The 13,641-nt window shown below is 66.1% G+C and carries 11 protein-coding genes; 7 read left to right on the top strand and 4 right to left on the bottom strand.

Annotated features, from left to right (window positions below; translation table 11 throughout):
- Positions 1–141 precede the first annotated feature (141 nt).
- From betT to J7I79_RS01975, 3 genes are read left to right on the top strand one after another with little or no spacing between them, the layout of a single operon-like run.
- Positions 142–2,364: a choline BCCT transporter BetT gene (gene betT / locus J7I79_RS01985; protein WP_251042260.1), complete on the top strand. Its 2,223-nt coding sequence runs from the start codon at positions 142–144 to the stop codon at positions 2,362–2,364.
- A complete protein-coding gene (locus J7I79_RS01980; RefSeq protein ID WP_214949561.1) occupies positions 2,361–3,884 on the top strand; it encodes an aldehyde dehydrogenase family protein in 1,524 nt (507 codons plus the stop codon). The genes betT and J7I79_RS01980 overlap by 4 nt, the downstream gene beginning before the upstream one ends.
- Positions 3,881–5,461, top strand: coding sequence for a GMC family oxidoreductase (locus tag J7I79_RS01975; protein WP_214949553.1), 1,581 nt, complete (start codon positions 3,881–3,883; stop codon positions 5,459–5,461). The genes J7I79_RS01980 and J7I79_RS01975 overlap by 4 nt, the downstream gene beginning before the upstream one ends.
- Here the strand turns inward: J7I79_RS01975 and J7I79_RS01970 are convergent.
- A complete protein-coding gene (locus tag J7I79_RS01970; protein WP_214949552.1) occupies positions 5,458–5,967 on the bottom strand; it encodes a carboxymuconolactone decarboxylase family protein in 510 nt (169 codons plus the stop codon). The two genes, J7I79_RS01975 and J7I79_RS01970, sit on opposite strands and share 4 nt — an antisense overlap.
- Positions 5,968–6,228: 261 nt before the next feature.
- On the bottom strand, positions 6,229–6,564 hold the full coding sequence (locus J7I79_RS01965) for a YciI family protein (protein WP_214949550.1): 336 nt from the start codon (positions 6,562–6,564) through the stop codon (positions 6,229–6,231).
- Between the two features lie 252 nt (positions 6,565–6,816).
- Between J7I79_RS01965 and clpB the strand changes: the two genes are divergently transcribed.
- On the top strand, positions 6,817–9,486 hold the full coding sequence (clpB, locus tag J7I79_RS01960) for an ATP-dependent chaperone ClpB (RefSeq protein ID WP_214949548.1): 2,670 nt from the start codon (positions 6,817–6,819) through the stop codon (positions 9,484–9,486).
- Here clpB and J7I79_RS24700 read toward each other — a convergent pair.
- Positions 9,483–10,235 (bottom strand): septum formation family protein, encoded by a 753-nt coding sequence (locus J7I79_RS24700; RefSeq protein WP_214949540.1) that lies wholly within the window; start codon positions 10,233–10,235, stop codon positions 9,483–9,485. The genes clpB and J7I79_RS24700 overlap by 4 nt on opposite strands.
- 300 nt (positions 10,236–10,535) lie before the next feature.
- On the opposite strand from J7I79_RS24700, the gene J7I79_RS01950 reads away from it, so the two are divergent.
- Positions 10,536–10,769, top strand: a complete 234-nt coding sequence (locus J7I79_RS01950) for a DUF3073 domain-containing protein (RefSeq protein WP_104174527.1) — start codon at positions 10,536–10,538, stop codon at positions 10,767–10,769.
- A 177-nt stretch (positions 10,770–10,946) separates the two neighbouring features.
- On the opposite strand, the gene J7I79_RS01945 is transcribed toward J7I79_RS01950, so the two are convergent.
- Positions 10,947–11,729 (bottom strand): alpha/beta fold hydrolase, encoded by a 783-nt coding sequence (locus J7I79_RS01945; protein WP_214949539.1) that lies wholly within the window; start codon positions 11,727–11,729, stop codon positions 10,947–10,949.
- Positions 11,730–11,935: 206 nt separating this feature from the next.
- Between J7I79_RS01945 and J7I79_RS01940 the strand changes: the two genes are divergently transcribed.
- A complete protein-coding gene (locus J7I79_RS01940) occupies positions 11,936–12,730 on the top strand; it encodes a VOC family protein (protein WP_214949537.1) in 795 nt (264 codons plus the stop codon).
- Positions 12,727–13,599: a VOC family protein gene (locus J7I79_RS01935; RefSeq protein ID WP_214949534.1), complete on the top strand. Its 873-nt coding sequence runs from the start codon at positions 12,727–12,729 to the stop codon at positions 13,597–13,599. Before J7I79_RS01940 ends, J7I79_RS01935 begins: the two co-directional genes overlap by 4 nt.
- Positions 13,600–13,641: the final 42 nt, after the last annotated feature.

The following is a 13,641-nucleotide window of genomic DNA, read 5'->3' as shown; positions in this document are numbered from 1 at the left end:
GGGGGTGCGGCGGAGCGCGTTGATAGCGTCGAAAGCCAAGCCAGACTCAACACGACGCCCGGCCCGGCCTCCGCGCGCCATCGCGCCGCGCGGTGTTGACCCGGGGCCTGGACCGCAGCCTCAAAAACTGAAATGGGACCGATGAGCCAGAACTCCACAGCGCCTTCCGGCGCGCCGTCAGGACCGGAAGTGTCCGCTGGGCCGCCGGCCACAGGACCGCCAGGGCAGGCATCCCAGGCTTCAGGCGGGCCATACGGGCCAGGCGGGCCGGCCGCGCCGGACACCGGACCCGATCGCACCACACGGGTCAACAAGGCCGTCTTCTTCGGCTCGGCGACGGGGGTGGTGGGAATCGCGTTGTGGGCCATCCTCGCCAAGGACAATGCCGAGGCCGTCATCGGCTCCATGGTGGGCTGGGTGTCCACCAACATGGGGTGGTACTACTTCCTGATCGTCACGGCCGTGGTGGCTTTCGTCCTCGTGACTGCGCTGTCCCGGGTGGGGAAGACCAAGCTCGGCCCGGACCATTCCAAGCCCCAGTTCGGCATGTTCACCTGGGCCGCCATGCTGTTCGCCGCCGGCATCGGCATCGACCTGATGTTCTTCTCCGTGTCGGAGCCGGTCAGCCAGTACCTGGCCCCGCCGCAGGGCGAAGGCGGTAATGCGGAAGCCGCACGCCAGGCCCTGGTCTGGACCCTGTTCCACTATGGCATCACCGGCTGGGCGCTCTACGCGCTGATGGGGCTGGCCCTGGGCTACTTTGCCTACCGGCACAACCTTCCGCTGAGCATCCGTTCCGCGCTGTACCCGATCTTTGGCAAGAGGATCGAAGGCCCGGTGGGGCATGCCGTGGACATCGCCGCCCTGCTCGGCACCATCTTCGGCATCGCCACCTCGCTGGGCATCGCCGTGGTGCAGCTCAACTACGGGTTGAACTTCATGTTCGGCATTCCCGAGAACCTCTCGGTGCAGATCGGCCTGATCGCGCTGTCCGTGGTGATGGCCACCGTCTCCGTGGTCTCCGGCGTCGAAAAGGGCATCCGGCGGCTGTCCGAACTCAACGTGATCATGGCCGTGGCCCTGATGCTGTTCGTACTGGTGGCCGGCAAGACCAGCTTCCTGCTGGACGGCATCGTGCAGAACATCGGCGACGTCATGAGCCGCTTCCCGTCCATGACCCTTGATACGTTCGCGTACGACCGGCCCACGGATTGGATGAATGCCTGGACGCTGTTCTTCTGGGCGTGGTGGATTGCCTGGGCGCCCTTCGTGGGCCTTTTCCTGGCCCGCATCTCCCGCGGCCGGACCATCCGCCAGTTCGTGCTCGGCACCATGACCGTGCCCTTCATCTTCATCCTGCTGTGGATCTCGGTCTTCGGAAACTCCAGCATCGACCTGATCATGAACGGCAACGCGGCCTTCGGCGAGGCGGCCATGAGCCACCCGGAGCGCGGCTTCTACAGCCTGCTGTCCCAGTACCCCGGCGTTCCGGTGACGGCCGCCGTCGCCACCTTCACGGGACTGCTGTTCTATGTCACCTCAGCGGACTCCGGGGCGCTGGTGATGGCAAACTTCACCTCGCACCTCAAGGATGCCGACGCCGATGGGCCGGAATGGATGCGCGTGTTCTGGGCGGTGGCCACCGGCCTGCTGACCCTGGCCATGCTGATGGTGGGAGGGGTGTCCACGCTGCAAAACGCGACGATTGTGATGGGCCTGCCGCTTTCCCTGCTCCTGGTGTTCATTATGCTGGGGCTGTACAAGGCCCTGCGCGTGGAGAACTCCCTCAACGACAGCTACCGGGCCAGCCTGCCGGGCATCATCACCGGCCGGGCAGGGGAACAGCGCGGTGGACGCAGCTGGCGGCAGCGGCTCACCCGTGCCATGAGCTACCCCGGGCGCCGGCAGACCACGCGCTTCATGGAAACCGTGGCCGTTCCGGCGCTGCGCGAGGTCAGCGAGGAACTGAAAACCCAGGGCGCCGAGACGGTCCTTTCGGTGTCCACGGTGGATTCCTGCGGGATTGACAGCATCGACCTGCAGCTTGCCATGGGGGCGGAGCGGCCCTTCAAGTACCAGATCTATCCGGTGCAGTACGAGACGCCGTCCTACGCGACCAGGCGGGCAGACCCGGACGACCACTACTACCGGATGGAAGTGTTCTCCCTCGAGGGCAGCCACGGCTACGACCTCATGGGCTACACCAAGGAACAGGTCATCACCGATGTCCTGGACCATTACGAACAGCACCTGGAGTTCCTGCACCTGAACCGTGCAGCACCGGGCAACACCGTCCTCGTCGAGGACCAGGTGGCAAAAGACAATTGGGAATCAGACTTCGAAACGCAGGAGGCAGCGAAATGACCACCGCAACGCTATTCATCGGCGGCACTTGGAGTGCGGCGTCCGACGGCGGCACCCGGGAGATCCGCTGCCCGGCCGACGGCGAGTTGGCCGGCGTCGTCTCCGAAGCCAACGCCTTCGACGCGGTCCGTGCGGTCGCCGCCGCCAGGGCGGCGTTCGACGGCGGCGAGTGGGCCGGCATCCCGGCCCTGGAGCGCGGCTCGTTCCTGCTGCGAGTGGCCGCGAGGCTGCGGGAGCGGAAGGACGAATTCGCCCGCGCCGAAACGCTGGACACCGGCAAGCGTCTGGTGGAAAGCGAAATCGACATGGACGACATCGCCATCTGCTTCGAGTACTTCGGCAAGATCTCGGGCCAGGACTCCGGCCGGCTCGTGGACGCCGGCAGCAGCACCGTGGTCAGCCGGATCGAATACGAACCCGTGGGCGTCTGCGCGTTGATCGCCCCCTGGAACTACCCGCTGCTCCAGGCAGCATGGAAGATCGCCCCGGCGCTCGCGGCCGGCTGCAGCTTTGTGCTCAAGCCCAGCGAGCTCACACCCCACACCGCGATCCTGATGATGGAGGTCCTGGCAGAACTGGGCCTGCCCGCGGGCGTGGCCAACCTCGTCCTGAGCGACGGCAAGACTGTCGGATCCGTGCTTTCCGGTAACCCGGACGTGGACCTGGTGTCCTTCACCGGCGGACTCGAAACCGGCAAGACCATCGCCGCCTCGGCAGCCGCCACCGTCAAGAAGGTGGCCCTGGAGCTCGGCGGGAAGAACCCCAACATCATCTTCGCGGACGCCGACTTCGACGCCGCCCTGGACAATGCGCTCAACGCCGCGTTCGTCCACTCCGGCCAGGTCTGCTCCGCCGGCTCGCGCCTGATTATCGAGGAATCCATCGCCGAACGGTTCGTGGACGAGCTGGTGCGCCGGGCGGAGCGGATCCGTCTGGGCGGTCCCTTCGACCCCGACGCCGAGACCGGGCCGCTGATCTCCGCCCCCCACCGCAACAAGGTGGCCGCCTACGTGGACAAGGGCATCGCCGAAGGCGCACGCCTGCGTTGCGGCGGAAAGTGGGGCGACGGCGAGCTCAAGAAGGGGTACTACTACCTGCCCACCGTCCTGGACCAGGTCACCAGCGGAATGTCCGTCCTCAAGGACGAGGCCTTTGGCCCGGTGGTCACCGTGGAAACCTTCACCACCGAAGCGGAAGCCGTCCGGCTGGGCAATGACACCCACTACGGCCTGGCCGGTGCCGTCTGGTCCCAGGACGCCGGCAAGAGCCAGCGGGTGGCCCGCAGACTGCGCCACGGCACCATCTGGATCAACGACTTCCACCCCTACCTGCCGCAGGCGGAGTGGGGCGGGTTCGGCCAGTCCGGCGTCGGCCGGGAGCTTGGACCCACGGGCCTGGCCGAATACCAGGAAGCCAAGCATGTTTATCACAACATCGATCCGCAGGTGACGGGCTGGTTTGCGGACCACGCCGCAGCCGGGAACACAGACGCCGCGCAGAGGGGAAGTAAGCGCATATGACGGCCTTGGACAAGACTGACTTCGACTGCATCGTCATCGGCGGCGGTTCCGCCGGTGCGGCGGTGGCCTCACGGCTGAGCGAGGACCCTTCGGTGGAAGTGGCGCTGGTGGAAGCCGGGCCTGACGACCGCGGCGTGGAGGCCATCCTGCAGCTGGACCGCTGGATGGAGCTGCTGGAATCCGGTTATGACTGGGACTACCCCATCGAGGAGCAGGAAAACGGCAACTCCTTCATGCGCCACGCCCGCGCCAAGGTGATGGGCGGCTGCTCCAGCCACAACTCCTGCATCGCCTTCTGGGCTCCCCGCGAGGACCTCGACGAGTGGGAACAGAAGTTCGGCGCCACCGGTTGGAATGCCGAGATGGCCTACCGGCTGTACAAGCATCTTGAAACGAACGAGGACGCCGGTCCGGACGCTCCGCACCATGGTGACAGTGGCCCTGTGCACCTGATGAACGTGCCCGCGGCGGACCCCTGCGGCCGCGCCCTGCTGGATGCCTGCGAGGAATCCGGCATCCCGCGGGTGCGTTTCAACTTCGGCGAAACCGTGGTCGACGGCGCCAATTTCTTCCAGATCAACCGCCGCGCCGACGGTACCCGATCGTCGTCGTCCGTTTCCTACATCCACCCGGTCATGAACCGGCCCAACTTCACCCTGCTCACCGGGCTGCGCGCCCGCGAACTGAAGTTCACCGCGGACAACCGCTGCGCCGGCGTCGACGTCGTGGACAACTCCTTCGGGAAGACCCATGCCCTGACCGCACGCGCCGAGGTGATCCTGTCCGCGGGGGCCATCGATTCGCCCAAGCTGCTGATGCTTTCCGGGATCGGCCCGGCCGCGCAGCTGGAAGAGTTCGGGATTCCGGTCCGGTCCGATTCGCCGGGCGTCGGCGAGCACCTGCAGGACCACCCCGAAGGTGTCATCCAGTGGGAGGCCCGGAAGCCCATGCCGGAGTCGTCCACCCAGTGGTGGGAAATCGGGATCTTCACCACCACTGAAGCGGGCCTGGACCGGCCGGACCTGATGTTCCACTACGGCTCCGTGCCGTTTGACATGCACACCCTGCGCCAGGGCTACCCGACGACGGACAACGGCTTCTGCCTCACGCCGAACGTCACGCACGCCAGGTCGCGCGGAACGGTCCGGCTCCGCAGCCGCGACTACCGGGACAAGCCGAAGGTGGATCCGCGGTACTTCACCGACCCGCACGACATGCGCGTGATGGTGGCGGGCATCCGCAAGGCCCGGGAGATCGTGGCGCAGCCGGCCATGGCCGAGTGGGCGGGCAAGGAACTCTACCCGGGCGAGGCCGTCCAGAGCGATGCGGAAATCACGGACTACATCCGCAAGACCCACAACACGGTCTACCACCCGGCGGGAACAGTCCGGATGGGCGCTGCGGACGATGCGATGTCCCCGCTGGATCCGGAGCTGCGGGTGAAGGGCGTGACCGGGCTGCGCGTGGCGGATGCCTCTGTCATGCCCGAGCTGACCACAGTGAACCCGAACATCACCACCATGATGATCGGGGAGCGCTGCGCGGAACTCGTCAGGGCCGCGCGGCAGGCTTCCTAGCGCGCCTCGGATTCATCCTTGGCTTCCCGCCGCACGGGGTGCTGGCTGGTGATGGACACGCGGTTGAACGCGTTCATGGTGATCACCAGCCAGCTCACCGCCGAATACTCTGCCGCATTCAGGTGCTGCCGGGCATAGCCGTCCTCACGGTCCCGGGTGTGGGCGTCCGGCAGGGTGGTGATTGACTCCGCCAGCGCCAAGGCCGCGCGTTCCTTCTCGGTGAAGAGGGCGGTGTCCCGCCAGGCTGCCAGGACGGCGAGCCGCTGGGTGGTTTCCCCCTTCTTGAGGGCATCGGCAACGTGCATGTTCAGGCAATAGGCGCAGCCGTTGATCTGCGAGATGCGGACGTTGAGGAGTTCGGTGAGGGCCCTGCTGATGCCGGCCTCGTCGGCCGCTTCCCGTGCCTTGAGGCCCAGTCCGTTAAGTGCTCGCCAGACCGACGGGCTCTCCTTGTCGATGAAGATGTGCTGGGTGGTGGGGTGCGCGGCTTCAGGGGTCTGGTCCATGGCTCCCAGAATACCCACCACTGCATGACAAGTTTTGTCATTATCGTGACAAGCATAAGAAAGCATTGTAGTGTTTTCTACGGATCGCCCGCCCGCCCCTGCGGCGGGCGGCGGTCCACCAAAGAAGTCACTGTGTGGGGCCGTGCATCAGCGATGTGCAGGTTGCCCGCACCAGCCGGAGGGCGGTTCCTTGGGGGAACCGCCCTCCTGCATGTCCGGGCAGGGCTGCCGGAGCCGGGGCTGCCCCCGCCCAAGCCGGGCTCACATTCCGGGCATGTCCAGCGCCTCGTATGCCCGGATGCTGGCGCCGGGCAACATGAGGTGGGGGTGGCCCTCCAGCAGCGCGAGCGCGCCATCCATGTCTTCCGCCTGCAGCACGCTGTATCCGCCCACGATGTTTTCCGCGTCCGAAGCTCCGCTACTTGTCACTTCTTTGCCTTCGCCCAGCGGCGTTCCCAGGTCCGCCAGGCCGTCACCTGCCTTGTCGGCCCACTGCATCCACGCCTTCATGCCTTCCTGGGCCGCTTCAGGCGAGCTCTCCGCCATAAGTTCCTGTGCTGACTGGGTTGCGATGTAAAGAACTACAAACTTCTTCATCAGAGGTCCTCGTCTTTAGTGCCTTGCGGTGTCGGGTGTGTCGCCCTTCCGTTTCACAGGCTCGAGCCTAGGCCGAAGGTTCGTCCGGGTCTATGGGCTCTCGCGGAAATTCCCGTGGCGACGGCTACGGGGCCGATCGCCCCTAGACAGCCATTTCGCCGTCGGCAAACATGGACCCTGAAGCGCCGTCTGCAAAGTTGAGCGTAGTACACTCAACTTTAAGAGTTGATCTATCCCCGAAAGGAGCTCTCTTTGGACGCCAAGTTCACCACCAAGAGCCAGGAGGCTCTTTCGGCTGCAGCCATGAACGCCTCCACGGCGGGAAATCCGCAGGTTGAGCCGGCCCATCTCCTCAAGGCGCTCATGGACCAGCGGGACGGTGTCGCCGTCGCGCTCCTCCGCGCCACCGGCGCGGACCCGGACGCCGTCAGTGTCCAGGCCAGCACCGCCATCAAGGCGCTGCCCGCAACGTCCGGAAGCTCCACGCAGCAGGCGCAGCTGTCCAGGCCCGCGCTGCAGGCCATCCAGAACGCCAAAAACGAAGCCGACAAACTGGGCGACACCTTCGTGTCCACCGAGGTCCTGCTGCTGGGCCTCTCCGCCGGCAGCGACGCCGTCGGGCGGTTAATGCGCGACGCCGGCGCCTCCCATGAGGCGCTGCTCGCCGCCCTGCCGGGTGTCCGCGGCGACCGCAAGGTCACCAGCCCGGATCCGGAAAACACCTTCCAGGCCCTGGAGAAGTTCGGCACGGACCTCACCGCGATGGCACGCTCGGGCAAGCTGGATCCGGTGATCGGCCGCGACACAGAGATCCGGCGCATCATCCAGGTCCTGAGCCGCCGCACCAAGAACAACCCCGTCATCATTGGTGAGCCCGGGGTGGGTAAGACGGCCGTCGTCGAGGGCCTGGCCCAGCGCATTGTGGCCGGCGACGTCCCGGAGAGCCTGCGCGGAAAGACCCTGATCGCCCTGGACCTCGCGTCGATGGTGGCGGGAGCCAAGTACCGCGGCGAATTCGAGGAGCGACTCAAGGCGGTCCTGGAGGAGATCAAGAATTCGGACGGGCAAATCGTCACCTTCATCGACGAGCTCCACACGGTGGTGGGTGCAGGCGCCACCGGGGACAGCTCCATGGACGCCGGCAACATGCTCAAGCCCATGCTGGCCCGCGGCGAGCTACGCCTGATCGGTGCCACCACGCTGGACGAATACCGCGAGAACATCGAGAAGGACCCGGCCCTGGAACGCCGCTTCCAGCAGGTCTACGTGGGCGAGCCCAGCGTGGAGGACACCATCGGCATCCTCCGTGGCCTGAAGGAACGCTACGAGGCCCATCACAAGGTCGCCATCGCCGACTCCGCGCTCGTGGCCGCCGCCACACTGTCCAGCCGCTACATCTCGGGGCGCCAGCTCCCGGACAAGGCCATCGACCTGGTGGATGAGGCCGCCTCACGCCTGCGCATGGAGATCGACTCCGCACCGGAGGAGATTGACCAGCTGCGCCGCCAGGTGGACCGCCTGACCATGGAGGAACTGGCCCTCGCCAACGAGAAGGACGCCGCATCCGTGGAGCGCCTGGCTGCCCTGCGGGCGGACAAGGCGGACAAAAAAGAGACGCTGGCCGCCCTGAATGCCCGCTGGGAAGCCGAGAAGGCCGGCCTGAACAGGGTGGGTGACCTGAAGGCCAAGCTGGACGAGCTGCGCTCCAAGGCGGACAAGGCCCAGCGCGAAGGCGACCTGGAGACGGCCTCGCGCGTGCTTTACGGCGAGATTCCCGCACTGGAACACGAGCTGCACGCTGCCGCCGAGGCGGAGTCGGCACGGGTGGCCGGCGGCGGCGCCAAGCAGGAGCTCATGGTGGCCGAGGAAGTCACCGCGGACGACATTGCCGAAGTGATTTCCGCCTGGACCGGGATCCCCGCCGGCCGGATGCTGCAGGGCGAAAGCCAGAAGCTGCTGCACATGGAGGAGGAGCTCGGAAAGCGGCTGATCGGCCAGTCCAAGGCCGTGGCGGCCGTGTCCGACGCGGTCCGCCGTGCCCGGGCCGGCATCAGCGACCCCAACCGGCCCACCGGTTCGTTCCTCTTCCTCGGACCCACGGGCGTGGGCAAGACGGAGCTCGCCAAGGCGCTCGCGGACTTCCTGTTCGACGACGAACGCGCCATGGTGCGGATCGACATGTCCGAGTATGGCGAGAAGCACTCCGTGGCGCGGCTGGTCGGGGCGCCTCCGGGCTACGTGGGGTACGAGGAAGGCGGTCAGCTGACCGAGGCCGTCCGCCGTCGTCCGTACTCCGTGGTGCTGCTCGACGAAGTGGAGAAGGCGCACCCTGAGGTCTTCGACATCCTCCTGCAGGTGCTCGACGACGGCCGCCTCACCGACGGCCAGGGCCGCACCGTGGACTTCCGTAACGCCATCCTGGTGCTGACCTCCAACCTGGGCAGCCAGTTCCTGGTGGACCAGTCGCTGGACGCACAGGCGAAGCGGAGCGCCGTGATGGCCACCGTGAATGCCTCCTTCAAGCCGGAGTTCCTGAACCGCCTGGACGAAGTGGTGCTGTTCGACGCCCTGACCGTGGATGAGCTGGCGCGGATCGTGGAGCTGCAGGTGGCCGAGCTGGGCAGGAGGCTGCACGAGCGCAGGCTCACCCTCGAGGTGACCGACGGCGCCCGCGCTTGGCTTGCCATGTCCGGCTTCGATTCGGCCTACGGTGCGCGGCCGCTGCGCAGGCTGGTCCAGCGCGAAATCGGCGACCGCCTGGCCAGGGCCATCCTCTCCGGCGACATCAACGACGGGGACACCGTCGTGGTGGACACCGCGGCCGACGTCGACGAACTCACCATTGAGGGGCTTGAGGCCCTGGCAGGACCCGACGGCGGCGCGCCTGCCGGCAGCGGGCTGTCCGTGCGGCGGAAGGGCTAGGGGATGAGGGATTCCATGATGATGTTGCCCTTGTCCGCTGTGACATAGCAGTCCACCCGCCGGTCACCCTGTTCCCAGCTGGTGTCGCTGGGGTAGGCGTTGCGTTGCATGAGGACGTAGTTGGCCACAGCGTCGGTCAGCCCGGCGCCCTGGCAGATCTCGCGGCCCTTTTCCCGGAGTGCTGCGACGCCCGGGTACGAGTCCGACTCCGGGTAGCGGTGCACGGCGACCAGCTGTGCGGAGTGGCCCGTGGTGCAGGGCACTACCCGGGATTCAGTGGCTTCGGGATCGAAATTCTCGAAGCAGTCGCCCAGCTGGTAGTCCAGGGCCCCCACCCCATCCAGGGGGAGCTCGCCCCGGCTTGCCTGCGCGGACGGGGACGCCGACTCCGTGTCCGGGGGCTGGGTTGTTGCCTGCTGGTTGCCGCTCCCGAGCAGGGTGGCAACCCACCAGATAAGCAGGCCCAGCAAAATCAGGCCTGCCACCACGATGCCGGCCTTCAGCAGGGTCTCCTTTGACACAGCGGCCGGAGTGTCGTTGGACGCAGTTTCGGTGGACTGAGCATTATCGGACGTCTCATCCGAAGGCGTCTCACTGGGCGCGGGATCGTCCGTGCCGGCCCGGGGCTGGACGGGAAGGCTGCTGGTCGGCGGCCGGGCAGGGGGAGGCGGCACGACTGGCGGCAGCCCGGTTCCCGGGGTTGTCTTCGGGTTCCCTGTGCTGTTGCCTGTTGTGTTCTCGTCATTCACGTGAGGATTCACCCTTCCCGGCGTCCTTTCCTGGCTTTTCCCTGCTTTTCCCCGGAGGAATGTCGCAGATGCGGCCGCTGGCTTGGAGTCGCTCAAACGACTCTACCGAAGAAAATAGGCGGGCCGATATGGCCGGGACCAGCGCAAACGTGGCAACTCTGCTCCGGAGGTAACCGGTCGGGGCGCAGTTACCGCTGAAAGCATGTAATCTAGGTGTACGACAAATTGACCAAACATTCCGGGGCCTCACTAACGCCAATGGTGACCACCTCCGGTCCGAGTACAAAAGGGGGTCACGCCATGGGGCGCGGCCGTCAAAAGGCAAAAGCTACCAAGCAGGCTCGGGATATTAAGTACTATTCCCCGAACACTGACTACTCTGCGCTTCAGCGTGAGCTCAAGAGCTCAGAGGGTCGTGCACCGAGCCGTTTCTCGAGTGAGCCGGTTGAACCGGATTATTCGGCTTATGTGGACAAGTACGCGGATGATTTGGAAGAAGACGACGACGAGGTAGACACCCGTCGAATCGGCTAGTTGTCGCCCGCTGAACCTGCCGTAAGGCAGTCAGCGGCGTGCCGCCGTCGTACTTTTCACCGCAGTGTCCCGTACGACACTTTGGCTCTTCTTTTCCGGCACCCCGTGTGCTGACTTCAGTTATCAGGCCCGTCAGGGCATGCCGGCCTCCGGTGTGCCCTGACGGGCTTTCTGCTGTTACCCGCCTGATCGTCGAGCGCGCCGTATCGGCATGAGTGTCCGGGGCGGGCCGGCGGTGGCCAGGAAGGTGAGGACGAGGCGGGTGAGGGCCTCGGGCTGTTCCAGCGGGAGCCCATGGGAGGCGGCGGGAACAATCGCCAATTGACCGTTCGGGAGTGCCTCGTACAGGGACACGGTGTGAGGCAGGGCAACAACATCGTCGTCGCCCGCCACTACGAGCACCGGCACGCTGATGTGGGCGATGTCAGCCGGTGTCAGGGTCGGCTCCGACCGGAACATCCTGAAACTCTTGTTCATGACGACTTCGAGATGGGCTGCGCCGTCCGGTGACCGCGCGATATAAGCGTTGCCAAGTTCGCCCAGCACAGGCGAGTCAGGCTCCATCTCTGCGGGGACGGTGCCCTCGAAGTGGTAGTTTGCGCCGACCACTACCAGTTTGCGCACCAGGTCGGGGCGGCGGAGCGCGACAAGCAGGGCGATGATGCCGCCGTCGCTCCACCCGACAAGATGGGCCGGGCCACCCACCACGGCCTCAAGCACGCCTACCGTCTCGTCCGCCATGTCCGAGTAGTGGAAATCGGCATCGGTATCCGCCGTATAACCGTGACCCCGCCGGTCGAAGGCGACGACGCGGAAACGCTCCGACAGGCCCGGGCCGATGCTGTTGAGCAGATCGTCGCTGTTACCGAGGCCCCCGTGCAGCAGCAGAAGCGGCTCGCCATTGCCGCCACGGTCATCCACCCAGGTCGGGTGCCCGTTAATGTCCACGTGGCTGGCCATGGCGCACTCCATTCCGGCGGCCCTTCGACAGCGGCGGACCGTCTTTGCCGCCATTGTCCTCCTGCGGTGCCAGCGCTACAACATGCCGGTCGATGGTAGCGGGGGCGATGTTGTCAGCCGTGTTGTCAGTGTCGGAGCCCCGTACTAGGTTGATCGTGGGCTGTTCCATTGACGGGTCCACCGGCGGTCGAAGGGGATTGATTTCCATGCCAGAAGTTGAGAGCTATAAGCAGGGCACGCCGTGTTGGGCGGACCTCTCTGCGAGCGACATCGAGGCGGCCAAGGAGTTCTACTCGCAGCTATTCGGCTGGGAGCTGGACGCAATGCCCGCAGGGCCCGACACGACCTACTACATGGCCCGGCTGCAGGGCCGCTACGTTGCCGGAATGATGCAGCAGATGCCGGACATGGCGTCCACCGGGTTGCCGTCCTACTGGGCCAGCTACCTTGCCGTGGACAATGCAGACGAAGCGGCCGCGAAGGTCGCAGAGGCAGGCGGAACCCTGCTGTATCCCGTGGATGATGTGGAGAACGGCAGCGGGAGGATGTTCTTCGCAGCGGATCCCACTGGCGCCCAGGTGGGCTTCTGGCAGGCTGGGTCCCACATCGGGTCCGGGCTGGTGGACGAACCAGGCGCCCCGGTCTGGAGCGAACTGCAGACAAGCGACGTCCCGCAGGCCATCCGGTTCTATGAGGCCGTGACCGGATGCACCACGGAGACCGCACCCGCCGGCGAGCTCAGCGAATACACCAACTTCATGGTGGACGGAAAGCCCGTGGCCGGGGCCTTGAAGCAGCCTATGGGAGGGGTGCCGTCTTTCTGGATGATCTACTTCAAAGTCGAGGACGTGGACCTGGCCGCGGCCCGGGCGGCCGAACTCGGCGGGCAGGTCCATGTGCCCGGGTTCGATGTCCCGGGGGTGGGCAGGCTGGCCGTACTGACGGACGCCAACGGAGCCGCCTTCAGCATCATGGCTGCCGAAAGCGCAGGCACACAATGACCGGGCGCACCACCTTCAACGCCGGCGAGATCTGCTGGACGGACCTGCAGACCAAGGATGTGGAGGCCGCAAAGACGTTCTATGCCGCGATTTTCGGCTGGCGCTACGAGGACCTCCCCACGCCGGACGGCCGGAGCTACGCGAAGGCGTATCTGGGCGACGACCTGGTCACCGTCATTGCGCCGCATAACCCGCATCAAGAAGCCTCCGGAACAGCCGCGCAGTGGAACATCTACTTCGCTGCCGCTGATGCGGGTGCAATTGTGGAGGAGACCCCGCACGCGGGCGGCTCCGTGGAGTTCGGCCCGGAAGACGTGGAGGACACGGGCGTAATGGTCTTCCTGGCGCCGCCCGGCGGCGGCACCACCGGAGTGTGGCAGCCGGGAACGCATACCGGCGCCGCCCGGTACAACGAGCCGGGCGCGCTTGCCTGGGCAGAGTTGCTGACACCAGAGCCCCAGGCCGCCGTCGCCTTCTTCCAGCAGCTGTTCGGGCATGAAGTCACCGAATACCCGCAGGATGACGGCGGAACGTACACCACGCTGATGGTGGACGGCGCGGAAGTAGCGGGGATCGCACCGCTGCCGCAGGATGACGCCGACGCGGACGAAGTGGAGTTCTGGGGTGCGGAGCCGGAGTACCCCGCTGGGGACGGGGACGAAGCGGAGCCTGAGGAGCGGGCGCTGCAGACAGGCTGGCAGGTGTACTTTGGCGTCTCCAGCGTCGCGGAGGCCGTGGCAGCAGCGGTGGCTGCGGGCGCCGTCGTCCTGATCGAACCGGAGGCTGACGGCAGCGACGATCAGGAAGGCGGAAGCGTGGCCACCCTGCAGGATCCGCAGGGCGGTGTGTTCAGCGTGCTGGAGGTTTAGACAAATCGAGTGCTCCGCAACTGCCGTTATGGACCAGCTAAA

Origin of the sequence: Arthrobacter sp. ISL-69 (genome assembly GCF_018613775.1) — a bacterium.
Lineage (GTDB): Bacteria > Actinomycetota > Actinomycetes > Actinomycetales > Micrococcaceae > Arthrobacter.
Note: the sequence above shows the minus strand (reverse complement) of the source record. Positions and strands in the feature narration are given on the sequence as shown.